The following is a 22,786-nucleotide window of genomic DNA, read 5'->3' as shown; positions in this document are numbered from 1 at the left end:
CGGAGCTACGGCCGGTCGCGCCGGCATGCCGCACGAAGGCGACCGAGAACAGAGAAGAGACGGAGGAGATGAGATGACCCGCCACCCGCTGCTCGCCGGCGTCGCCGCGCTGGGCACCACGATCGCGCTCGCCGGCGCGCTGCCCGCGGACGCGCGCGCGATGTGGAGCAAGGCCGAGGCGAACCGCTGGTACGACAAGCAGCCGTGGATGGTCGGCGCCAATTACACCAATCGGTCGGCGATCAACCAGTTCGAGATGTGGCAGGCGGACACGTTCAACCCGCAGCAGATCGACCAGGAGCTGGGCTGGGCGCAGGCGATGGGGATGAACGTGATGCGCGTCTATCTCCACAACATGCTGTGGGAGAAGGACGCCGCCGGGCTGAAGCAGCGGATGACGCAGCTGCTCGACATCGCCGATCGGCATCATATCCGCATCATGTTCGTGCTGTTCGACAGCTGCTGGGACCCCGATCCCGTGGATGGCCCACAGCGCCCGCCGATCCCTGGCGTCCACAATTCGGGCTGGATGCAGGCGCCGGGCGCGGCCCGGCTCGCGGATGCCAGCCAATATGGCAAGTTCGAGGCCTATGTGAAGGACGTCGTCGGCAGCTTCGCGCAGGACAAGCGCGTCGTCGCCTGGGACGTGTGGAACGAGCCCAACAATTCGGGCGGCGGCAATTACAAGCCGACCCCGCGCAAGACCGAGCTGGTCGCGGGGCTGCTCGGCCAGGTGTTCGACTGGGCGCGCAGCGTCGACCCGAGCCAGCCGCTCACCAGCGGGCTGTGGATCGGCGAGAGCTGGGACCGGCAGGACACGCTCGACGCGGTGGAGAAGATCCAGGTCGCCCAGTCCGACGTGATGAGCTTCCACGATTATAACTGGCCCGAGCAATGGGAGAAGCGCGCGCGCCAGATGGCGAGCTACGGCCGCCCCGTGCTGTGCAGCGAATATATGGCGCGCGGCAACGGTTCGACCTTCGACGGCTCGCTGCCGCTCGGCAAGAAGCTCAAGGTCGCGATGTTCAACTGGGGCTTCGTCGACGGCAAGACCCAGACGCGCATGCCGTGGGACAGTTGGAAGAAACCCTATACCTATGAGGAGCCGACCGTGTGGTTCCACGAGGTGCTGCGCGGCGACGGCACGCCCTATCGCGCCGCCGAAGTGGATCTGATCAAGCGGCTGACGCGCGAGGCGAACGGCGCGCCGCGGCCGTGAGGCGCCCGGCCCTGCCGCGGCTCGGCGCGCTGCTGCTCGCCGGCACGCTGCCGCTGGGCGGCGCCATCGCGGCCGACCCCGCCCCCGCGACCAACCCGCTGTTCGCGGGGGCCGATCCGGGGGTGCTCGTCGACCGCGGCACGGTGCGGCTGCTGCCCACCGGCGACGGCGACAGCCTGCGCGGCTGGAAGCGCACCGACGGGCAGTGGCGTGCGGGGCCGCCGCTCATCGCGCTGCGCGACATCGCCTGGGTCGCCGACGGCGCGCCGCGGCATTTTCTGTGGGCGCCGGACATGCTGGCGGCGGACGGGCGCTATTATCTCTATTATTCGATCGGGCCGCAGAACCCGACCCCGAGCCGGATCGGCGTCGCCACCGCGATGCGCCCGGACGGACCGTTCACCGACTCGGGCCGCCCGCTGCTGACCGGCGGCGACGGCTTCGAGGCGATCGATCCCGCGATCTTCGCCGATCCGCGCGACGGCCGCGTCTACCTGCTCGCGGGCGGCAGCGCGGGCGCGCGGCTGCGGATGTTCCAGCTCGGCGCCGACCGGGTGACGATCGCGCGCGAGCTGCCGATCGCGCAGCCGCCGCATTTCACCGAGGGCGCCTATGTCCACGTGCGCGACGGCGTCTATTACCTGTCCTACAGCCACGGCCGGTGGAATCGCGGCGACTATTCGGTCCATTACGCCACCGCGCCCGGGATGTCGGGGCCATGGACCTATCGCGGGCGGCTGCTCGCCAGCGACGCGCGCTACAAGGGGCCGGGACATCACAGTTTCTTCCGCGATCCCGCGGATGGCGCGTGGAAGATCGCCTATCATCGCTGGCAGTCGGTCAGCGGCGACGGTCCCTATCGCGGCCAGCGCCAGGTGGCGATCGAGACGATCCGCTACCTGCCCGACGGCGCGATCGCGCCGATCGTCATGACGCCCTAGGATCTGCCCCACCCGATGGAACCGTGCTCCTGCGGAAGCAGGAGCCCGTGCCACAGACCTAACGCTCGCCGTGCGTCCTCGGCGCCCGCGATCGATACTGTCTTCCCTACCCATAATGAGCGCTGCCACCGCGCCGCCCCTTGTCAAATCCACTAACCGGACATATTGTCCGGTTACAACGACTCGTCGGCCGTCCCCGGGATCCACCCGCGGGCGGCCGGCTGCTGCTGGACGACATGACATGGCTGAACAGGCTGCGCACGCGAACGACACGCCTGGAGAGGAAGCCCGAAGCACCGACGAGACCGCCCCCGCCAAGCGCAAGCTGAGCGGGCGCGCCAAGATCATCCTGATCGCGCTCGCGCTCGGCGCGCTGGCGGGGATCGCGATCTGGTACCTGCGCTACGAGAGCCACGGGAAATATCTGCAGGACACCAACGACGCCCAGGTGCGCGCCGACATGGTCGTCGTCGCGCCGCGCGTCGCCGGCTATGTCGCCGAGGTGTTCGTGCAGGACAATCAGGACGTCCGCGTCGGCCAGCCGCTCGTCCGCATCGACCCGCGCGACTCGCGCGCCCAGGCCGCGCAGGCGGACGCGCAGATCGCGGTCGCCAACGCGCAGGCCGATAGCGCGCGCGCGCAGGTCCGCGAGCAATATGCCGCGATCGATCAGGCGCGCGCGCAGCTCACCGCGGCGCAGGCGCGCGCCGCGCACGACGCCGCCGAGGTGGCGCGCTACCGCCCGCTCGCCGCGTCGGGTGCGGAGAGTCGCGAGCAGCTCGCCTCGCTCGAGCTCGCCGCGCGCCAGTCCGCCGACCAGGCGCGCGCCCAGGCGGCCGCGGTGGAGATGCAGCGCCGCCGCGTCGCGTCCTACGAGACCCAGATCCGCCAGGGCCTGGCACAGGCGCAGGCGGCGCGCGCGCAGCTCGCCTCGGCCAATGTCAACGTCGGGGCCACGCTGATCCGCGCCGCGATCAACGGCCGCGTCGGCGACAAGACGGTGGAAGTGGGTCAATATGCGCAGACCGGCACGCGCCTCATGTCGCTGGTGCCGCTCGATCGGCTCTACGTCACCGCCAATTTCAAGGAGACGCAGCTCGCGCTGATGCGGCCGGGCCAGCCGGTCGAGATCAAGGTCGACGCGCTCGACGGCATCACGCTCAAGGGCCGCGTCGCCAGCTTCTCGCCGGGCACGGGCGCGCAATTCTCGCTGCTGCCGCCGCAGAATGCGACGGGCAATTTCACCAAGATCACGCAGCGCGTGCCGGTGCGGATCGAGCTGGAGGCCACCCCCGAGGTGCGGCGCCTGCTCGTCCCCGGCCTGTCGGTGACCGCGACGGTCGACACGATCTCGGCCAAGGACGAGATCGACCGGCTGCGCGATCGCCAGCAGCAGCTCAACCAGCGGGAGCGCTGAGGTGGCGAGCGCGGCCGCGCCGCGGCGCGACGCTTCCCCGACGCCGGCGCAGGCCGCACCGCAGCGCGCCGATCTCGCGGCGTGGCTGGCGGTCGCGGCGGGCACGCTCGGCGCCTTCATGGCGACGCTCGACATCTCGATCGTCAACTCGGCGCTGCCGACGATCCAGGGCGAGATCGGCGCGAGCGGCACCGAGGGCGCCTGGGTGGCAACCGCCTATCTGGTCGCCGAGATCGTCATCATCCCGATGTCGGCCTGGCTCACGCGGCTGCTGGGCTTGCGCACCTTCCTGCTGATCGCGGCGACGCTGTTCACGATCTTCTCGGTGCTGTGCGGCACCGCCGACACGCTGCCGCAGATGATCGTCGGCCGCATCGGCCAGGGCTTCACCGGCGGCGCGATGATCCCCACCGCGCAGACCATTATCGCGCAGCGCCTGCCGCGCGAGCAGCAGCCGATCGGCATCTCCGCCTTCGGCATGACCGCGATCCTCGGCCCGGTGCTCGGGCCGCTGGTGGGCGGCTGGCTCACCGAGAACATCAGCTGGCATTATGCCTTCTTCATCAACCTGCCGATCTGCGCGATCCTGGTGGTGCTGCTGCTCGTGGGACTGAAGCACGAGAAGGCGCAGCTTCACCTGATCGGCGAGGCCGATTGGCTCGGCATCCTCGGCCTGGCGCTCGGGCTCGGCGGGCTCACCGTCTTCCTCGAGGAAGGTCAGCGCGAGCAATGGTTCTCGTCCGAGCTGATCCGCTACATGGCCGCCATCTCGGTACTCGGTTTCGCGCTGCTGATGGCGGGGCAGTTCCTGGCGCGGCGGCCGATCATCAAGCTGCGATTGCTGCTCGATCGCCAGTTCGGCTCGGTCGCGCTGATGGGCATGGTGGTGGGGGTGGTGCTGTACGGCACCTCCTACGCCATCCCGCAGTTCCTCGCCGCGATCGCGGACTATAACGCGCTGCAATCGGGCAAGGTGGTGCTGCTGTCGGGCATCCCCAGCTTCTTCATGATGGCGATCGTGCCGATCCTGCTGCGCCACGTCGACGTGCGCATCGCGGTGGGCGCCGGGCTGCTGATCATGGGGACGTCGGCGCTGCTCGACTCGACGCTGACGATCGACGCGGTCGGCGCCGACTTCGTCGAGTCGCAGCTGCTGCGCGGCGTCGGCCAGATCCTTGCCATGCTGTTCCTCAGCCAGGCGGCGGTGCGCTCGGTGCCGCCGGTGGAGGCGGGCGACGCCTCCGGGCTGTTCAACTCGGCGCGCAACCTCGGCGGCAGCTTCGCGCTGGCGGGCATCTCGGTGATCCAGGACCAGCGCAGCTGGTTCCACAGCCGCCGCATCGAGGAGACGCTCAACGCCAACTCGGTGATGGTGCAGGATTATATCAACGGCACCGCGCAGTCGCTGGGCGGCCGATCGACCGCATTGCGCGCGCTCGGCCAGCAGATCCAGGGCCAGGCGCTGGTGATGACCTACAACGACATCTTCTGGATCATGGGCGTGGGGACGCTGGCGGTGCTGCCGCTGGTGCTGTTCCTCCGCCCGCTACCCAAGGGCGCCCCTCCGGCGGCGACACATTGATGCGACACGCTCCCCTCCCCGCTCTCGCGCTGCTGCCGCTGGCGCTGCTCGGCGCCTGTACCGTCGGCCCCGACTATCACGGCCCGCCCGCGACCGCGGCGGACGCGGTGCAGCGCGGCAGCTTCGTCCGCGCCGCCGACCCGGCGCTCCGTCCCGGGCCGGGCGTGGCGCGCTGGTGGGAGGGGCTCGGCGACGCCACGCTGACCGCCTTGGTCGACGACGCGCTCGCGCACAGCCCGACGATCGACGCGGCGCAGGCGCGCATCCGCGAGGCCGGCGCGCGGCTGCGCACCCAGCGCGCCGACCGGTTGCCGAGCATCAGCCCGAGCGCGACCTATCTCCACGCGCGGCTGCCCGGCACCGCGCTGGGTGGCGGCGAGAGTGGCGACGCGGGGGGCGATGCCGGGTCGGGCGGCTCGGACAGCAGCGCGATCGACTTCTACAATCTCGGTGGCACCGCCTCCTGGGAGCCCGATCTCTTCGGCGCGCGCCGCCGCGGGGTGGAGGGCGCGCGCGCGACGGTGGAGGAACGGTTCGCCGACCTCGCCGACGCGCAGGTGAGCCTCTCGGCGCAGGTGGCGCAGGCCTATGTCGGCCTGCGCGACGTGCAGGAACGTATGCGGCTCAACGCCGAGTCGAGCCGGTTGCAGCAGCGCCAGCTCGATCTCACCCGGCAGCGCTACGCCGCCGGCGCGGCGTCGCAGCTCCAGGTCGAACGGTTGCAGAACCAGCTCGAGAGCACCGACGCGCAGCGCATCCCGCTTGGCGCACAGGTCGCCGAATATCTCGACCAGCTCGCGGTGCTGACCGGGCGCACCCCCGGCGCGCTCGACAGCACATTGGCAAGCGCGGCGCCGCTGCCGCTGCCTCCGGCCGAGGTGCCGATCGGCGACCCGGCGGCGCTGATCGCGCACCGGCCCGACATCCGCTCGGCCGAGCGCGCGCTGGCGGCGAGCAACGCGCAGATCGGCGTGAACAAGGCCAAGCTCTTCCCGTCGCTGAGCTTCCTCGGCATCTTTGGGCTCGGCGGCACCAACATCGGCGACGTGGTCGACCCCGACAAGCTGACCGCGCTGGTGGCGCCGATGCTGAGCTGGTCGTTCCTCGACTTCGGCCGGACGCGCGCCGCGATCGACCAGTCCGAGGCACAGCGCGATCTCGCCGCGGCCCAATATCGCCAGCGCGTGCTGGAGGCGCTGCAGGACGCCGAGACCAGCCTCTCGCGCTTCGGCAACACACGGCGTCAATATGCGCAGCTGCTCCGCGCCGAACGATCGGCCGCGCGCGCCGCGACGCTCAACGGCCAGCGCGTCGCCGCGGGAACGAGCAATGTCATCGATCAGCTCGACGTCGAGCGTCAGCGCCTCTCCGCCGCGATCGCGGTGGTGCAGGCCAAGGCGCAGCTCACCGACAGCTATATCGCGGTGCAGAAGAGCCTGGGGCTCGGCTGGAGCGGGCCGCCGGCGTCGGACACGACGGCTGGCCGAGGCGGCTTGGAGAAAAACGCACTGGCGGGTTGAAGCGACCTCGCGCGCGCGGGGGAAGCTGGGCGACGGGTAGCCGGTGATCCACCTGAGTTGAACCAGCGACGTGCTCCTGCGGACGCAGGAGCCCAGAGCCACGATCGTCATGATTGCGGCACTGAGCTCCTGCTTCCGCAGGAGCGCGGTTCACCCGAAGTGGATCAGACCCTAGCTCGACGACACGCCCTGCCCCGCGCCTCTGCGCCCGCGGCGTCGGCTGTCAGGCCAAGGTCGCGGTGGGCGTCGCCGCTGCCATGCCGAACAAACCCGCGATGCCGAGCGACCCCGCGATCGCGGCGGCGTCCACCTGTGCCCCGACGCTGGTCGACCGCCCCTTGCCCGGACGAGTCGCGGCGCGACGCAGCGCGCGGATCAGGCTGGCGGCCTCGTCCGCCAGATCGTCCACGCCGTCGCTGGTGTCGAAGAGCGGCAGCAGCGTCGACCCGCGGCGAACGGTCACCGCCGCCTCGCGCGTCGTGTCGCCAGCGGCATCGCGCGTGGGGAGCGGGGCGGCGGTCGCCGCGACCGCGGCGGCGGGTTGCGTCGTGGGCGGCACCGGCTCGCCAGTCGCGGCCTTCATCCCCGCGATGGCGGTCAGCACCGCGCTGATCTCGCCGCCCGCGCCGCCCTCGGGCGAGTGCCGGCGGTTGGCAGCCGCGATGTCGGCCGCGGCCTCGCCCATCACCGGCGGCTCCACCTCCCCACGGGGCGTCGCACGGAGCGTCGGGAGCGACAGCGAGGTCGGCGCGCCCGGCAGGCCGCCCGCATTCGCATAGTCACGCTCCGCCGCCACGATCGCGCGCGCCAGGTCGGCCAGCTCCTCCGCCAGGATCTGGGCCGCCCGCCGATCGTTGCGCATGATCGCGCCCAGCGCCTGCATCTTGAGCAGTCGGAGCTTCTGGCGCAGCGCCTCGAGCGAGCGCGCGGCGAGATCGCTCCGGCTCGTCTCGGCGAGCTTGTTGAGCTTGGCCGCCACGTCCTCCATGATCAGCAGGCGCCGGCGCGCGTCGCCATCGTCGCGCCCCGCCAGCGGCGTCTCGGTCGCCGCCATGCCGCCGGCGGCGAGCAGCGACGGTCGCGTGCTCGATTCCACCTCGGTCGCATAGCTTGCCCGGCCCCAGTCGGTGCGCGCCAGCTGCAAGGCCGCCGCGTCATAATATTCGGGGATGTGCTGCGCGGGGCGCGCCGCGCCCACTGCCGTGACCATGTTCATCGCTGCGCCTCGTTGTTTTCCAGCCGTGCCACCGGCCGATAGTCTGTCCGCGCGCACGAACCGGTCGACAATTACCCGGAACCCAATTGCCTCACGATCCGCCGCGTACTGTCTTCCTTATAGCAGCCACGCGTCCCGCCCGGACCGGAGCGCGCCGCCGGGTTTCACCATTCTGGCTGCGCGGCGATCGTTTTGAGTAAACTCGTCCCTGCCGTTCGCCCCGTTCCCGCCGCCGGCCGCGCTATGATGGTCAAATTCACGAGCGAGGAAGCGGGGATGACGACACACGCCGTGAGACTTGCCGCGGTCGGCGCGCTGGCGCAGGCGGTCGCCGCCTGCTCGGACCCCAAGGTCGCCAACAAATCCAATTTCGCGCGCGCGGTCGCGGAGGCGATCGCGACCAGGCCGCCGTGCATCGACATCCCGAAGGGCGATGGGGCGGACCCGTTCCCCTTCGGCGCGTCTGCGAGACCGCCCTTCCCGCGCTACGTCCGGCTCGACGAGCGCGCCACGAAGGGCGAGGCGAACAGGCAGCTCGACGCTCTGGTCCACGCCGGCCTGCTCCGACGCGAACGGACGCAAGTGCATGAAACCACTGGGTTCGCTGGCGAGACCCGCAGCGTCCCGACGCTCGCCTACACGCTGAGCGACACCGGACGGGTCGCGGTCGCCCAGGCCGACACCGTGCGCCGCGCGACGTCGAGCCGCGGCGAGAGCCTGTGCCTCGGCCGCGCCATCGTCGACGAGGTGACCAACTTCACCGAGCCGGGCGACGCCTTCGGCCAGAAGATGTCCGAGGTGCATTACCGCTTCCACGTCGCGGATCGTCCCGCCTGGGTCGGCGACCCGGCGGTCACGGCCGCCTTCCCCGAGATCGCGCGACAGCTCGCCGACGATCAGAAGGGGCGGACGGTCCTGGTGCTGACCAACGAGGGCTGGAAGGATCAGCAGCTCGTCGCCGGCTCGTGAGCGCGCCGCGCGCCTCAGCGCGGTCGCAGCCCGACCAGCAGCAGTCGCAGCGCGTCGCCGAGCTGCTGCCGCCGCTCCGCCTCGCCGCCATGTTTGAGCAACAGCCCGCTCAGCATCCGCATCGCCAGCACCAGGTCGCGCGCGCCGAGTTCCGGGGCTAGCAGGCCGTCGCGGTGCGCGCGCGCCGCGATCGGCTCGAACAGCAGCTCCAGCCGCCGGCGCAGTCCCTCGAAGGCGGCGCGATCGGCACCGTCGAGCGGCATGTCGAGCGCCAGCCGCGTGAAGAGCGCGGTCGCCGACGCCCCCTCCAGCACGACATGAGTCAGCGCGGCGTCGAGCGGCAGCTCGGGATCGAGCCGCTCGCGCATCCGCTCGATCTCCTGCTCGAAGATCGCGAGCGCCAGCGCCATGCGATCCTTGAAATTGCGGTACAGGGTGCCGCGCCCCACGCCGGCGGCATCGGCAATGTCCTCGAGCGGGACGAGATAGCCGGAGCGCGCGAAACACTGGCGCGCCGCCGCGATCAACGCGTCGCGCCGCGCCTGCGCGTCGCGCCGCATCGGCCGCCCCGGCGCCGCGCTGATCCCGTCCGTCATGGCTCGTTGTTAGATGCTGCGGTCGCGCGGGGGAAGCGTCGCCGCGCCGGGAGCTAGCCAGCGGCGCGCGGCTCGCCTATCTGGCGCGCTTTCGCCATCACACAGGTTCTTCCCATGGGTTTCCGCTGCGGCATCGTGGGCCTGCCCAACGTCGGCAAGTCCACCCTCTTCAACGCGCTGACCGAGACGGCCGCGGCGCAGGCCGCGAATTATCCGTTCTGCACGATCGAGCCGAACGTCGGCAACGTCGGTGTGCCCGACCCGCGCCTCGCCAAGCTGGCCGAGATCGCCAAGTCGGGCAAGGTGATCGAGACCCAGCTCGGCTTCGTCGACATCGCCGGGCTGGTGCGCGGCGCCAGCAAGGGCGAGGGGCTGGGCAACCAGTTCCTCGGCAACATCCGCGAGGTGGACGCGATCGTCCACGTGCTGCGCTGCTTCGAGAATGACGACATCCAGCATGTCGACAATCGCGTCGATCCGATCGCCGACGCCGAGACGGTCGAGACCGAGCTGATGCTCTCCGACCTGGAGAGCCTGGAGAAGCGTGTCCCCAATCTCGCCAAGAAGGGCCAGCAGGGCGACAAGGAGGCCAAGCTCGCCGCGGTCGTGCTCGGCCGCGCGCTCGACCTGCTGCGCGACGGCAAGCCCGCGCGCCTGACCGAGGCCAATGACGCCGAGGAGGCGCGCGTGCTCGACCAGGCGCAGCTGCTCACCGCCAAGCCGGTGCTCTACGTCTGCAACGTCAACGAGGAGCATGCGTCGGCGGGCAACGATTATTCCGCGCGCGTCTTCGCCAAGGCGGCGGCGGAGGGCGCGCAGGCGGTGGTGGTGTCCGCCGCGATCGAGGCCGAGATCGCGACCATGCCCGCGGACGAGCGCGGCGAGTTCCTGTCCGAGCTGGGGCTGGAGGAGACCGGGCTCGCGCGCGTGATCCGCGCCGGCTATGAATTGCTCCACCTGCTCACCTTCTTCACCGTCGGGCCGAAGGAGGCGCGCGCCTGGACGATCGAGGCGGGCTCCAAGGCACCGCAGGCGGCCGGCGCGATCCACTCCGATTTCGAGCGCGGCTTCATCCGGGCCGAGACGATCGCGTTCGACGATTATGTCGCGTGCGGCGGCGAGGCGGGCGCGCGCGACGCGGGCAAGCTGCGCCAGGAGGGCAAGGAATATGTCGTCCATGACGGCGACGTGATGCTGTTCCGCTTCAACGTGTGAGGCCGCCGCGATCGGTCGCGCTGGTGGCGGGCGGGCTCGCGATCGGCGCGGCCTTCCATGCGGTCGATGTCATCCACTACGGCTGGTGGCCCTATGCCTTCGGGCCGGCGCCGCTCAACCTGTTCTGGAACCTGCTGCTGCCGCTCGACCTCGGCCTGATCGCGCTGCTGGCATGGCGGTGGCGCGCCGGGCTGGTCACGACCGCGATGCTGATGGTCGCTGACGTCACGGTCAACGCTTATGCCTGGCTCATCCTGGGGTTCGACGCCTTCGCGGGCGCCGTGCCGGTACAGGTGGGCTTCGCCGCCGCGGTCCTCGCGCTGGCGTGGCGCTATCGCGCGGGCGGGCCCTTCACCACCGGCTGATCGAGCAGATTGGCATAAGGCGCGCTCGGCGGCGCATCGGGGGCGTCGCGCGGTTCCATCCACTCGGCCTCGTTGCCGGGGACGGGGGTTATGTCCATCACCGGGGTCTTGGGCGCGGGGCCGGTGGGGCTCGGCGCCGGCGCCGTCTGGTTGCCGCCGCCCTCCCCGCCACAGGCGGCGAGCAGCAGCGGGAGCAAGGACAGAGGGACGGTACGCATGCCGCGACAAAGCGCGAGCGCGCCGCACGTTCCCGCGGGCTGGCGCGCGGCGCGGCGAGCGGCTAAGGCGCGCGGGTGATCCGGCTGCTGCTCTCGATCGTCGCGCTGCTGCTCGCGCTGCCCGCGAGCGCGGCACCGGCCTGCCACGAGCCGGCACCGGTGAGCGCCGCGGCGTCGATGCATCATCACGGGCGCGCGCCCGCCGCGCCCGTGGTTGCGCCGCACGATTGCCTCGGCTGTGTGCCGCCCGCCTTTCTGATCGGCGGTGTCGTCGCGGCGCCGTGGCACCCGGCCGAGCGGCTGCGCGCACCGATGCGCGACGAGCGCACCGCCGGGGCGGCGCTGGCCCCGCTCTCCCCCCCTCCGCGCGCGGCGTGACCTGCCGGGGCCTCCGCCCCGACCGTCACGACTGCTACCCGGAGAGACATCATGTTCCGCCACGCCCTGCTCGCCGCTACCGCGGCGGCGGCCACGTGCCCGACGCTCGCGTCGGCACAACATAGCGCCCACGATACCCAGGCGACTCACGCCGACCACGCCGCCGACGATCGCGCCGGTGCAACATCGCCCGACCATCGCGCCGCCCCGCACGCGGTGCCCCACCACGCGCCGTCGGGCGAGCGGGACGGTCCCGCGGCGCCACCGTCCGCTACGGGACCCGACACGCGCGAGGGCGCCCCGCCTCGCCAGGAGACGGGGCGCCAAGCCCGCGCGACGAGCACCGCCCCCGGCGCTGCGACCGGCCAGGCCGCGCCCGACGCGCCCGCGATGGATCATGCCGCGATGGATCATGCCGCGATGGGGCACATGACGACCGGCGCGCACGCGAGCATGGCGCACCCGATGCCCGCGCTCACCGCCCCCGCGGCGTGGCGCGACGCGTCCGACGCGGCGCTGGCGCACGCGCCGCGCGGGTCCGCCATGTCGGGGATGACGATGGGCACCGCCGCGGGCTGGTACACGCCCGGCAGCGGCACGTCGCGCAACCCCGCCGGCGAGGGGCCGATGCGCGGCGCGATGCTCCACGCCGGCGACTGGATGCTGATGACGCACGGCTATGTCTGGGCGATGGCGACCGATCAGGGTGGGCGCCGCGGCGGCGACGGCGCCTATGTCCAGTCGATGGCGATGGTGATGGCCGACAACGACCTGAGCGATCGCGTCCACCTCCAGTTGCGCGCGATGGGTAGCCTGGAACCCGCGATGGGCGCGCGCGGCTATCCCAACCTCTTCGCCACCGGCGAGACCGCGAACGGCCGCGCGCTCGTCGACCGCCAGCACCCGCACGATCTCTTCATGGAGCTGGCCGCGCGGGTCGACTATCGCCTCGGCGGCGACACCAGCCTCTTCGTCTACGCCGCCCCCGTCGGCGAGCCCGCGCTGGGTCCGAGCGCCTTCATGCACCGCGGCTCGGCGCGCTACCTGCCGATGTCGCCGATCACGCACCATTGGTTCGACTCGACCCATATCACGTATGGCGTGCTCACCGCGGGTGTCTCGGCGCCCAAGGTCCAGCTGGAAGGGTCGTGGTTCAAGGGCCGCGAGCCCGACGAGCGGCGCTGGGGCTTCGATCCGATCCGACTCGATTCGTGGAGCGTGCGTGGGACGTGGACGCCGTCGCCCTATGTCGCGCTGCAGGTCAGCCACGGACGGCTCAAGGAGCCCGAGGTGCTCCACCCCGGCGAGGATGAGGACCGCACCACCGCGAGCGTGAGCTACGCGCGCGCCGGTCTGGCGACGACGCTGGCCTGGTCGCGCAAGGACCGCCAGCCGGGTGACGTGCTCGACGCCTTTCTCGCCGAGGCGACCTACGAGCTGACGCCGCGCCACGCATTGTTCGCGCGGGTGGAGAATGTCGCCAACGACGAGCTCTTCCCCGACCATGACGACCCGCTGCACGACCGGCGTTTCCGCGTCACCAAGGCGGAGGCGGGCTATGCCTATCGGCTGCCGATCGTCGGGCCGCTCGGGGTCGCGCTCGGGGGCACGGTCGCGGCCTATGCCAAGCCCGCGGCGCTCGACGCCGCCTACGGCGACTCGCCGGTGAGCTGGACGCTGTTCGCCAAGTTCGCGGTCGGTCTGTAGCCGCCGACGCCTATCGTCTCGCGGCGGCGACCTCCGCCGCCGCGAGACTTTCCGCCGTCATCGCAGCGGCGTAAGCGCCCGCCATGACGCTACGCCCGCTCCTCGCCGCCGCGCTCCTCACCCTCGGCGGCTGCGCCTACCCCCATACGCCGCCGGCCCTGCCACTCGTGACCGCGCCTGACCCGTCCCGCGCCGCTCCGGCGGGTGCGGCGACGACCGTGGCGGAGGCGAGCGTCCCTGCCCCGGTGACGATCCTCGTCTCGATCGACGGCTTCCGCCCCGATTATCTGGAGCGCGGCGTCACGCCGCGGCTGTCGGCGCTCGCGGCGGGCGGGGTCAGCGCGGCGATGCGGCCGTCCTTCCCATCCAAGACCTTCCCCAATCACTGGACGCTCGTCACCGGCCTGGTGCCGGACCGCCACGGGATCGTCGCGAACTGGATGGAGGACAGGGCGCGGCCGGGCGAGACCTTCACCATGGCGAGCGACGATCCCTTCTGGTGGAACGCCGCCGAGCCGCTGTGGGTCACCGCCGAGCGCGCCGGCATCCCGACCGCGACGATGTTCTGGCCGGGCTCCAACGTCGCCTGGGGCGGCACGCGCGATCCCGCCCACCCGCACGCGGATGTCGGCGCCCGCCCGCACGACTGGCAGCAATATAATGAGGCGGTGAGCGACCGGCAGCGCGTCGACGCGGTGCTCGACTGGCTGCGGCGCCCGGCCGGGGCGCGGCCGCGCTTCGTCACGCTCTACTTCGACGAGGTCGACACCGCCGGCCACGAATATGGCCCGGCGGACCGGCGCACCTTGACCGCGGTCGCCGCGGCCGACGCGAGCGTGGGGCGACTGGTGGACGGGCTCGCCGCGCTGGGCCAGCCCGCCAACCTGGTGATCGTCTCCGACCATGGCATGGCGCCGATCGCGCCCGAGCGACGCATCGCGATCGACTCGATCGTCCCGCCGACCGACGCGCGGGTGGTCGAGAGCGGCCCCTATGCGACCGTCGCGCCGCTGCCGGGACGCGAGGCGGCGGTGGCAGAGGCGCTGCTCCGCCCACACCCTCACATGACCTGCTGGCGCAAGGAGGCGCTGCCGCCGCGCTTCCGCTACGGCCGCAACGCGCGCGTGCCAGCCTTTCTCTGCCTGGCCGAGGACGGCGCGGAGGGCGGCTGGATCCTCGCCAAGAACGCGACCGACGAGGCCACGCACCGCGGCGCGCACGGCTATGACAATGACTCGCCCGACATGCGCGCGCTGTTCGTTGCCAATGGGCCTGCCTTCGCGGCGGGCGAGCGGCTGCCGACCTTCGACAACACCGACGTGGCGCCGCTGCTGCGCGATCTGCTCGGCCTGCCCGCTGGCATTGGGCTGGACGGCGATGATGCGCCGTTCCGCGGCGTGCTGCGGCGCTAGGGTGTGAGCCAGCCGGTGTGAGCGTGCCGGGTGCTCCTGCGGACGCAGGAGCCCAGCGCCCCGAGCGTCACGCCTGCGGCGCTGGGCTCCGGCGTTCGCCGGAGCACGGTTCGACCGGGGGCAGGAAGCAGGCACTAGGGCGGAGCCACCTCGTCTAAAGCGGCGATGGGCTCCGGCGAACGCCGCAGCCCAAGGCCACCGACGCGACCGCCTGTGGCTATGGACTCCCGCGTGCGCGGGAGCACAACTCGGTTCGGATGGATCGGGCTTCAAGCGCCGCGCCGGCTTGATCCGCCGCGACGATCATGGCGAAGTGGCGCGCGAGAGGAGAGCGGCGCGATGCAATATTTCGAGGACATCGCGGTCGGCGCCACCGCGCGCTTCGGCCATTATGCCGTCACCCGCGACGAGGTGATCGAGTTCGCGCGCAAATACGATCCCCAGCCGTTCCACCTCTCCGACGAGGCCGCGGCGGCGACCCATTTCGGCCGGCTCTCGGCGAGCGGCTGGCACAGTTGCGCGATGGTGATGGCGATGCTGGTCGAGCAGCTTCGCGCGGTCGAACAGGCCGGGCTGGGCTCGCCCGGCATCGACGAACTGCGCTGGCTCACCCCGGTCTATCCGGGTGACACGCTGCGCTGCGAGACCGAGGTGCTGGAGAAGCGCGTCTCGCGCTCACGTCCCGAGATGGGGATCTACAAGAGCCGGCTCACCGCCTTCAACCAGCGCGACGTCGCGGTGCTGACGATGGTGTCCAACGCGCTGATCGCGACGCGGCCGGCGGGGTGAGCGGAGTCGTCCGACGATCGCCGTGCTCCGGCGAACGCCGGAGCCCAGAGCCGCGAGGATAACGTGCGTGGCACTGGGCTCCTGCGTGCGCAGGAGCACGCTCGTGCTTCAAACGTGGCGGATTTATACTCTACGCCCCCGCGTCAGCAGGAGCACGGCTGAGCGAGACGCTACCCTCGCCTCACCCTCGCTACCGCTGCAGCGCGGACACGCCCGGCAGCTCGCGGCCTTCCATCCACTCGAGGAAGGCACCGCCCGCGGTCGAGACGAAGCTGAACTGCTCGGCTACCCCGGCCTGGTTGAGCGCCGCGACCGTGTCGCCGCCGCCCGCGACCGAGACCAGGCTGCCCTCCTTGGTCAGCGCCGCCGCGGTGCGCGCCAGCGCCACCGTCGCGGTGTCGAACGGCGGCGTCTCGAACGCGCCGAGCGGGCCGTTCCACACCAGCGTCCGGCAGGTCTTGAGCACGTCGCCCAGCCCCTCGACCGCGGCCGGGCCGATGTCGAGGATCATCTCGTCGTCGGCGACCTCGTGGACGTTCGCGGTGCGCACCGGCGGGTTGGCGCGGAATTCCTTCGCCACCACCACGTCATAGGGAAGGTGGACGATGCAATTGGCGCGATCGGCGGCCTCCAGGATCTCCTCGGCGGTGCCGGTGAGATCGTGCTCGCACAGGCTCTTGCCCACGTTCACGCCGCGCGCGGCGAGGAAGGTGTTGGCCATGCCGCCGCCGATGATGAGGTGATCCACCTTGCCGACGAGATGCTTGAGCACGTCGAGCTTGGTCGAGACCTTGGCGCCGCCGACCACCGCCGCCACCGGATGCTCGGGCGCGCCGAGCGCCTTCTCGAGCGCGTCGAGCTCAGCCTCCATCGCGCGCCCGGCATAGGCCGGGAGCACCTGCGCCAGCCCCGCGGTCGAGGCGTGCGCGCGGTGCGCGGCGGAGAAAGCGTCGTTGACATAGAGGTCGCCGAGCGCGGCGATGCGGTCGATCGTCTCACGGTCGTTCTTCTCCTCGCCGGCGAAGAAACGCGTGTTCTCCAGCACCGCGACGTCGCCGGGCTGGAGCGTGGCGACCGCCTCGGCGGCGCCTGCCCAGTCGACGAAGCGCACCGGGCGCCCGAGCACGCTCTCATACGGCCGGGTGATCTGCGCGAGCGAGAATTCGGGCGCTGGCTGCCCCTTGGGGCGGCCGAAATGCGCCAGCACGAGCACGATCGCGCCCTTGTCGGCGAGCTCGGCGACGGTCGCGACGGTGGCGCGCAGCCGCGTGTCGTCGGTGACCTGGCCGTCCTTGAAGGGGACGTTCAGGTCCTCGCGGACGAGGACCCGCTTGCCGGCGACGTCGCCGATGTCGTCGAGCGTTCGAAAAGACTTGGCCATGAATCCTCGATCCTGATCCTGTCACCGACGGCGATCGTGCCGCCCTGTACCACCATCGCGCAGGCGCCGCCGCGCCAGTCGGGCGTCATCGCCTGTTTGAGGCCGGGGGCGAGCGCTTCCATCCGCTCGCACGGGTCGCACTCGCGCGTGATCTCAAGCAGCACGTCGGCGCCGATGCGGAGCACCATGCCCGCGCGCTGCGGCAGGTCGAGTTCGTCGACCAGCAGGTTGGCGCGCCGCTCGGTCCAGTCGATCGTGTGACCGACCAGCCGCATCGCCGTGTCCCAGTCGCCGCGCTCGATCAGCGTGACCTGGCGCTTGTACGGCTTGCCGCGCATCGCGCCGCGAAAGTCGCCGTGGATGCCGCCTACGAGCGACACCTCGGCGCGCGCCACCGTCTCGACCGGCGCGCGCGAGCGGGCGTGGCGCGCGATGCCGAGCAGCACGCCCGTCACGCCCGCCCCCACCTCAGCCGAGCTTCGCCATCGCGGTCGCGGTGTCGACCATGCGATTCGAGAAGCCCCACTCATTGTCGTACCAGCTGACCACACGCACCAGCTTGCCGTCGATCACCGCGGTCTCGAGGCTGTCGACCGTCGACGAGTAAGGCGTGTGGACGATGTCGATCGAGACGAGCGGCTCGTCCGAATAATGCAGCACGCCCTGCATCGCGCCCTCGGCCGCGGCCTTGAGCAGCTGGTTGACCTCTTCCTTGCTGGTGTCGCGCTTCGGCGTGAAGGTGAGGTCGACGAGACTGCCGTCGGGCACCGGCACGCGGATCGCGGAGCCGTCCAGCTTGCCCTTCAGCTCGGGCAGCACCTCGCCCACCGCGCGCGCCGCGCCGGTGGTGGTCGGGATGATGTTCATCGCCGCCGCGCGCGCACGGCGCAGGTCGCTGTGGATCTGGTCGAGGATCTTCTGGTCGTTGGTATAAGCGTGGATCGTGGTCATCAGGCCGCGCTCGATCCCGATCGAGTCGTTGAGCACCTTGGCCACCGGCGCGAGGCAGTTGGTGGTGCACGACGCGTTCGACACGATCGTGTGCCCGGCCTCGAGCTTGTCGTGGTTGACGCCGTAGACGACGGTGAGGTCGACGTTCTTGGCAGGCGCCGAGATCAGCACCTTCTTGGCGCCGGCGTCGATATGCTTCTGCGCGCTGGCGCGATCGGTGAAGAAGCCGGTGCATTCCAGCACGATGTCGACGCCAAGCTCGCGGTGCGGCAGGTTGGCGGGATCGCGCTCGGCGGTGACGCGGATGCGCTTGCCGTCGATCACCATGTCCTGCCCGTCGGCCTCGACGGTGCCGGCGTATTTGCCATGGACGCTGTCGCGGCTGAACAGCCACGCATTCGACTTGGTGTCGGCGAGATCGTTGATCGCCACCAGCTCGAGGTCGCTGCCCCGCTCGATCAGCGCGCGCGCCACCAGCCGCCCGATCCGTCCGAAGCCGTTGATCGCTACCTTGGTCATGCGCCTGTCTCCGCGTAAGTTCGGTGTCGCGCGTGCCTTTGCGCCGGACGGCGCGCGGCCGTCAACCGCTGCGGTGCATCCGCTCGTCTCTACGCCATCTTGTCGACGCGCGCGGGCGATCCTATCGCCTCTCCGCATGGACAACCCAGCGATCGACCGGCTCGATGCCGCCATCACCCGCGTCGAACGCGTCTTGGAACAGCGCCTCGCCGCCGCCGCCACGCTCGCGCGCCGCCACGAGGCCCTGCGCGACAAAATGGGCGAGGCGGTCGCCGCGCTCGACGAGATCATCGCGCGCGGGGGGCAGGACTGATGGCACGCGTGACGCTGCGGATCGGCGAGACGAGCTACGACCTGGGCTGCGGCGACGGCGGCGAGGCGCGGCTGATGCAGGCCGCCGCGCTGATCGACGAGCGCTGGGAGGACGCGCGCCGCGCCGCCGGCGCGGGCGGGGTCAATCGCACGATGCTGCTCGCCGCGCTGATGGTGGCCGACGCGCTGATCGAGGCGCGCGAGGCGCCCCCGCCCGAGACGCCCGAGGGGATCGCGCTCGATCGCCTGTCGGAACGGCTCGAGAAGCTCGCCGCGGCCCTTGAGCAGGCGCCACCGACGTCCTAGATAGGGGTCGGCGGGTTCTGCCCGGTACGAGCTTATACATATCCCTGAGGCTATTCATCTTCCATGGGGGTTGTCCCTGCCCGGATCCTGGTCCGACGTACATGATCCCCACCTGACGTACTGGGCGTCAGTGGATACATCGGCCAACGGCCATGGCGGTCCCGCCACCCCGCCTTTTTCCGCGACATGACCGACAAGCGCGCGCTCCGCGCCGCCGCGCGGGCGGCCCGCGACTCGTTCGTCGCCGCGGGGGTGCCGGCGCTGCCCTGCCCGCGCGAGTTCGTCGCGTTGCTCGTGCCCGGCATGGTGGTGGCGAGCTACGCGCCGATCGGCAGCGAGGCCGATCCCGCCGCACTGGAGGCGGCGGCGCGCGCGGCGGGTTGCCGGCTCGCGCTGCCGCACGTGATCGATCGCGCGACGCCGATCCGTTTCCTCGCCTGGGACGCCGACCTCGAGCTCGCTGACGGACCGTTCGGGCTGCGCCAGCCCGATGGTGCGCACGCCGAGGTGGTGCCCGACCTGGTGCTCACGCCGCTGGTCGCGTTCGACGCCGCGCTGAATCGCATCGGCCAGGGCGCGGGCCATTACGATCGCGCCTTCGCCGCCTATCCCGCGGCGCTCCGCATCGGTATCGCCTGGAGCGTGCAGCAGCTCGACTCGATCACCCCCGATCCGTGGGACGCCCCGCTCGACGCGATCGTGACCGAGCGCGGCTGGATCGCGGGGGCGGCGCGATGACGCCGTCGTGGCGCAAGCCGGTGGGGATGCTCGCGATCCTGCTGCTGATCGCTTTGTGGTGCGTGGCGATCGCGTCGCTCTCCGGCGTGATCGGGCGCTGGCCGGCGCTGGGGCAGCTCGGCTTCTACCTGGTGACCGGCATCGTCTGGATCACGCCGCTCAAGCCGCTGCTGCGCTGGATGGAGACCGGGCGCTGGCGGTGAGGTGAGGCGCGCTGAAACGCCCCCGTCTCTGCCTGCCATGGTCCACGTTCTGCCGTCATCCTGAACTCGTTTCGGGATCCACTGGCCCGCAAGCGCCGCTCGCTTCGAATATGCGGCACAGTGGATCCTGAAACGAGTTCAGGATGACGGTGAGGCGAGTGGCGGACGCGCCCGCGCCGAGCGCCGATCTCGCGCTCGGATACCGACGATATGCTATGATGGCACGCGGCACATCGACGATGGCCACCACCGACCGTGGCGCGAGTGACGGGGCTCGAACCCGCGACCTCCGGCGTGACAGGCCGGCGCTCTAACCAACTGAGCTACACCCGCAGCGGTCGCGCCGGGCCGAGGCGGCCCGCTGCGACGATCGACGGTCATGCTTGGATCTGCGGCCTCCCCGAGGGGTGGCGCGAGTGACGGGGCTCGAACCCGCGACCTCCGGCGTGACAGGCCGGCGCTCTAACCAACTGAGCTACACCCGCTTGCAGAAGCGTGAGGCGCGCCAACTAGGCGGCACGCCGGGGGCTGTCAACGGCTATTCGGCGTCTTTCTCGCCGCGCCGCGCGAGCACGCCGGGGCGCCCCTCGCGGGTGCGGGTCAGCGTGCCGTGCTCGAACAGGAAGCCCGCGATATCGGGGCGCCCCGCGGCGGACAGCACGGTCTGGACGATGATGAGGATCGGCACCGCGAGCAGCGCCCCCACCGTCCCCCATACCCATCCCCAGAAGGAGATGGAGATCAGGATCATCACCGGGTTGATGGTGAGCCGGTGGCCGACGATCAGCGGCGTCACCACGTTCGCCTCGATCAGATGCGCGCCATACATGATCGCGGGCGCGGACAGCGCGGTCCACACGTCGGCGAAGGTCATCAACCCGCCGATCGCGAGCAGCAGTGCCGCCACCACCGGGCCGAAATAGGGGATGTAGTTGAGCAGCGCGACGATGCCGCCCCACATCAGCGGAAAGGGCATGCCCAGCAGATGGAGCGCACCCGCGATGATGATCCCGAGCGACACGTTGATGACGGTGATCGTGCCGAGATAGGAGGACACGTCGTCCACCATCTCCTGCAGCACGCGCGCGGTCGCCATCGCGCCACCGAAGCTCGCGCGCTCGGTGATCATCCGCTCGCGCGTGCGGGTCCAGCCCGACAGGAAGAAGAAGGCGACCAGGATGGCGTAGAACACCTGGATGATCACCGCGGGCGCCGACGTGGCGGCGAGCTCGACGATCGAGCTGGGCGGCGCCACCGCGGCGGTGGGCGACGGGCGCACCGGGGTGGTGGCGATCTGGCGCAGGGTGCGGTTGGCGTATTTCTCGAGGCTGGAATAGAGGTCGAGCAGCGGCGCGAGATTGTCCTGGATCCGCCCGATCCTTGACGGCAGCAGGCGGAAGAACTCGGTCGCGGGGACGATGATCGCGGCCAGCGCGATATTGGCGATCGTCAGGAACAGCAGCACGCACAGCAGCGCCGCCACCGCGGACGGCAGCCGCCGCCGCTCGAGCCACTCGAGCAGCGGGATCAGCGCGAGCGCCACCACCAGCGCCACCGCGGTGGGCATGAAGAACTCCGCCCCCGCCTTGAGCGCGAACGGCAGCCCGATCATCAGCCCGATCCCCGCGGTGAGCGTCAGCGCGGCGAGCAGCCGGTCGCGCCGCAGCACCACCTGCGGATCGCCCTCCGCCGACAGCGCCGCCGCGGCCGGCGGGAGCGGCGGCGCAGCGGGTGCCGGAGGCGGCGGGAGATCGGCCATCGAGATTACCTAGCTGGTAGAAAGCGCGGGGAAAAGGAGCCGCAGACCGGCCCAGGCGTCAGGCCGCCGCCGCCTGCCACGGCCCCTGTTCCAGATAGAGGTAATCCGGATCGAACTCGCCCACGCGGGCGAGCCCCGGCTCGTCGAGGATCGTGACGGTGCCGCGCACCACCTCGACCAGTTTCTCCTCGCGCAGCCGGCGCAGCGTGCGGTTAACGTGAACGCTGGTCAGCCCGCACGCCTCGCCGAGATCCTGCTGAATCAGCGCGAGCTCGAACACCCCGTCCCTGCCGCGTCCGGTCGCCGCGAGCCGATGGTAGGTCTCCAGAAGGAAGTGCGCGATCCGCCCCGCGGCGTCGAGCCGCCCAATGCGGAAGATCCACTCGCGGTGCAGCGCGGCGTCGAGCAGCGTCGAGCGCCACAGGATGCGGGCGAGCTGCGGATGATCGGCGACGATGGCGGCGATCGCGCTGTGCGGGATCATCGCGACTCGGGTCTCGGTCAGCGTGCCGACGTCATGGTCGAGCCGCTGGAGCGGGTAACCGTGGAGATCGACGAAATCGCCCGGCACCTGGAGCGCGACGAGCTGACGGAAGCCGTCGCGCGCGTCCATGTAGCGGCACATCGCGCCTTCCAGCAGCAGCGTGCTGGAGCGCAGCCTGTCACCGCGCCGCGTGACGATGGTGCGCGCGGGCAAGGTCTCGATCCGCTCGACCGCGCGTTCCAGCACATCCTTGTCGGCGTCGCTGATCGCGTCGCGACCGCGGCCGCGTAGGAAGTCCCGTGTCACGCGCATGTCTGTCCCCCGCTCCTTGGCAAACAGACCTATGCCGCGAAACGTTCCCGGAACAAGCCCCTCGGCTCCTGGGCGACGATCGGGCCTGCGGCGTTGCGCGCCAGCGGATCGGTGAGCGCACCGATCGCCGCGCACCGCCTCCGCTGCCGCGGAGGTGAGCGCCGGCCACCTCGTTCGACGACCTCATGATGCCTCGAACAGGTCGCTTCAGCCGCCAGCATCGAACATCGGGTTCGCTGTGATGCGAGACGTGAGTTGATTCTGAAAGCGCGCAGCG

At 71.1% G+C, this 22,786-nt stretch carries 24 protein-coding genes and 2 tRNA genes; 16 read left to right on the top strand and 10 right to left on the bottom strand.

Annotation, left to right across the window (positions count from 1 at the left end):
• Nucleotides 1-73: 73 nt before the first annotated feature.
• From EV292_RS11115 to EV292_RS11095, 5 genes are all read left to right on the top strand, one after another.
• Nucleotides 74-1,219, top strand: a complete 1,146-nt coding sequence (locus EV292_RS11115) for an endo-1,4-beta-xylanase (RefSeq protein ID WP_132909261.1) — start codon at nt 74-76, stop codon at nt 1,217-1,219.
• On the top strand, nt 1,216-2,160 hold the full coding sequence (locus tag EV292_RS11110; RefSeq protein ID WP_243693715.1) for a family 43 glycosylhydrolase: 945 nt from the start codon (nt 1,216-1,218) through the stop codon (nt 2,158-2,160). The genes EV292_RS11115 and EV292_RS11110 overlap by 4 nt, the downstream gene beginning before the upstream one ends.
• A 241-nt stretch (nt 2,161-2,401) precedes the next feature.
• Nucleotides 2,402-3,577, top strand: coding sequence for an HlyD family secretion protein (locus tag EV292_RS11105; protein WP_132909260.1), 1,176 nt, complete (start codon nt 2,402-2,404; stop codon nt 3,575-3,577).
• A gap of 1 nt (nt 3,578) precedes the next feature.
• On the top strand, nt 3,579-5,159 hold the full coding sequence (locus tag EV292_RS11100; protein ID WP_132909259.1) for an MDR family MFS transporter: 1,581 nt from the start codon (nt 3,579-3,581) through the stop codon (nt 5,157-5,159).
• A complete protein-coding gene (locus tag EV292_RS11095; protein WP_132909258.1) occupies nt 5,159-6,679 on the top strand; it encodes an efflux transporter outer membrane subunit in 1,521 nt (506 codons plus the stop codon). Before EV292_RS11100 ends, EV292_RS11095 begins: the two co-directional genes overlap by 1 nt.
• Before the next feature lie 223 nt (nt 6,680-6,902).
• Here the strand turns inward: EV292_RS11095 and EV292_RS11090 are convergent, their stop codons facing one another.
• Nucleotides 6,903-7,895: a hypothetical protein gene (locus EV292_RS11090; RefSeq protein ID WP_132909257.1), complete on the bottom strand. Its 993-nt coding sequence runs from the start codon at nt 7,893-7,895 to the stop codon at nt 6,903-6,905.
• Nucleotides 7,896-8,171: 276 nt separating this feature from the next.
• On the opposite strand from EV292_RS11090, the gene EV292_RS11085 reads away from it, so the two are divergent.
• Entirely contained in the window at nt 8,172-8,864 is a 693-nt protein-coding gene (locus tag EV292_RS11085; protein ID WP_132909256.1) for a hypothetical protein, read from the top strand.
• A 14-nt stretch (nt 8,865-8,878) separates the two neighbouring features.
• Here EV292_RS11085 and EV292_RS11080 read toward each other — a convergent pair whose 3' ends face one another.
• Nucleotides 8,879-9,460, bottom strand: coding sequence for a TetR/AcrR family transcriptional regulator (locus EV292_RS11080; protein ID WP_132909255.1), 582 nt, complete (start codon nt 9,458-9,460; stop codon nt 8,879-8,881).
• 114 nt (nt 9,461-9,574) lie between these two features.
• Between EV292_RS11080 and ychF the strand changes: the two genes are divergently transcribed.
• On the top strand, nt 9,575-10,675 hold the full coding sequence (gene ychF, locus EV292_RS11075) for a redox-regulated ATPase YchF (protein ID WP_132909254.1): 1,101 nt from the start codon (nt 9,575-9,577) through the stop codon (nt 10,673-10,675).
• On the top strand, nt 10,672-11,040 hold the full coding sequence (locus EV292_RS11070) for a hypothetical protein (RefSeq protein ID WP_132909253.1): 369 nt from the start codon (nt 10,672-10,674) through the stop codon (nt 11,038-11,040). The genes ychF and EV292_RS11070 overlap by 4 nt, the downstream gene beginning before the upstream one ends.
• Here the strand turns inward: EV292_RS11070 and EV292_RS11065 are convergent.
• On the bottom strand, nt 11,007-11,258 hold the full coding sequence (locus tag EV292_RS11065) for a hypothetical protein (RefSeq protein WP_132909252.1): 252 nt from the start codon (nt 11,256-11,258) through the stop codon (nt 11,007-11,009). The two genes, EV292_RS11070 and EV292_RS11065, sit on opposite strands and share 34 nt — an antisense overlap.
• 75 nt (nt 11,259-11,333) lie before the next feature.
• Here EV292_RS11065 and EV292_RS11060 point away from each other — a divergent pair, with 75 nt between their 5' ends.
• From EV292_RS11060 to EV292_RS11045, 4 genes are all read left to right on the top strand, one after another.
• Nucleotides 11,334-11,636 (top strand): hypothetical protein, encoded by a 303-nt coding sequence (locus tag EV292_RS11060; RefSeq protein WP_132909251.1) that lies wholly within the window; start codon nt 11,334-11,336, stop codon nt 11,634-11,636.
• Nucleotides 11,637-11,687: 51 nt separating this feature from the next.
• Nucleotides 11,688-13,343: a hypothetical protein gene (locus EV292_RS11055; RefSeq protein ID WP_132909250.1), complete on the top strand. Its 1,656-nt coding sequence runs from the start codon at nt 11,688-11,690 to the stop codon at nt 13,341-13,343.
• An 83-nt stretch (nt 13,344-13,426) separates the two neighbouring features.
• Nucleotides 13,427-14,755 (top strand): ectonucleotide pyrophosphatase/phosphodiesterase, encoded by a 1,329-nt coding sequence (locus tag EV292_RS11050; protein ID WP_132909249.1) that lies wholly within the window; start codon nt 13,427-13,429, stop codon nt 14,753-14,755.
• 339 nt (nt 14,756-15,094) lie between these two features.
• Nucleotides 15,095-15,544 (top strand): MaoC family dehydratase, encoded by a 450-nt coding sequence (locus EV292_RS11045; protein WP_132909248.1) that lies wholly within the window; start codon nt 15,095-15,097, stop codon nt 15,542-15,544.
• A gap of 190 nt (nt 15,545-15,734) precedes the next feature.
• On the opposite strand, the gene EV292_RS11040 is transcribed toward EV292_RS11045, so the two are convergent.
• Genes EV292_RS11040 through gap form a run of 3 tightly spaced genes read right to left on the bottom strand, consistent with a single transcriptional unit; the run spans nt 15,735 to nt 18,395 of the window.
• A complete protein-coding gene (locus tag EV292_RS11040; protein ID WP_132909247.1) occupies nt 15,735-16,925 on the bottom strand; it encodes a phosphoglycerate kinase in 1,191 nt (396 codons plus the stop codon).
• Nucleotides 16,850-17,380, bottom strand: coding sequence for an MOSC domain-containing protein (locus EV292_RS11035; protein WP_132909246.1), 531 nt, complete (start codon nt 17,378-17,380; stop codon nt 16,850-16,852). Before EV292_RS11035 ends, EV292_RS11040 begins: the two co-directional genes overlap by 76 nt.
• A gap of 13 nt (nt 17,381-17,393) precedes the next feature.
• Nucleotides 17,394-18,395, bottom strand: coding sequence for a type I glyceraldehyde-3-phosphate dehydrogenase (gene gap / locus EV292_RS11030; RefSeq protein WP_132909245.1), 1,002 nt, complete (start codon nt 18,393-18,395; stop codon nt 17,394-17,396).
• Here gap and EV292_RS22615 point away from each other — a divergent pair.
• The 4 genes from EV292_RS22615 to EV292_RS11015 all read left to right on the top strand — a co-directional run bounded on the left by EV292_RS22615 (nt 18,388) and on the right by EV292_RS11015 (nt 19,954).
• On the top strand, nt 18,388-18,708 hold the full coding sequence (locus EV292_RS22615) for a hypothetical protein (RefSeq protein ID WP_165927067.1): 321 nt from the start codon (nt 18,388-18,390) through the stop codon (nt 18,706-18,708). The two genes, gap and EV292_RS22615, sit on opposite strands and share 8 nt — an antisense overlap.
• Nucleotides 18,708-19,013, top strand: coding sequence for a cell division protein ZapA (locus EV292_RS11025; protein ID WP_132909244.1), 306 nt, complete (start codon nt 18,708-18,710; stop codon nt 19,011-19,013). Before EV292_RS22615 ends, EV292_RS11025 begins: the two co-directional genes overlap by 1 nt.
• Before the next feature lie 186 nt (nt 19,014-19,199).
• A complete protein-coding gene (locus tag EV292_RS11020) occupies nt 19,200-19,751 on the top strand; it encodes a 5-formyltetrahydrofolate cyclo-ligase (protein WP_132909243.1) in 552 nt (183 codons plus the stop codon).
• A complete protein-coding gene (locus EV292_RS11015; protein WP_132909242.1) occupies nt 19,748-19,954 on the top strand; it encodes a DUF2842 domain-containing protein in 207 nt (68 codons plus the stop codon). The genes EV292_RS11020 and EV292_RS11015 overlap by 4 nt, the downstream gene beginning before the upstream one ends.
• 256 nt (nt 19,955-20,210) lie before the next feature.
• On the opposite strand, the gene EV292_RS11010 is transcribed toward EV292_RS11015, so the two are convergent.
• The 4 genes from EV292_RS11010 to EV292_RS10995 form a co-directional block, all read right to left on the bottom strand.
• A tRNA-Asp gene (locus EV292_RS11010) sits at nt 20,211-20,287 on the bottom strand.
• Nucleotides 20,288-20,362: 75 nt separating this feature from the next.
• Nucleotides 20,363-20,439, bottom strand: a tRNA-Asp gene (locus EV292_RS11005).
• Between the two features lie 53 nt (nt 20,440-20,492).
• Nucleotides 20,493-21,713, bottom strand: coding sequence for an AI-2E family transporter (locus EV292_RS11000; RefSeq protein ID WP_132909241.1), 1,221 nt, complete (start codon nt 21,711-21,713; stop codon nt 20,493-20,495).
• A 58-nt stretch (nt 21,714-21,771) separates the two neighbouring features.
• Entirely contained in the window at nt 21,772-22,509 is a 738-nt protein-coding gene (locus EV292_RS10995) for a Crp/Fnr family transcriptional regulator (protein ID WP_132909240.1), read from the bottom strand.
• Nucleotides 22,510-22,786: the final 277 nt, after the last annotated feature.

The organism is Sphingomonas sp. BK235 (assembly GCF_004345855.1).
Taxonomy (GTDB): domain Bacteria; phylum Pseudomonadota; class Alphaproteobacteria; order Sphingomonadales; family Sphingomonadaceae; genus Sphingomonas.
Note: the sequence above shows the minus strand (reverse complement) of the source record. Positions and strands in the feature narration are given on the sequence as shown.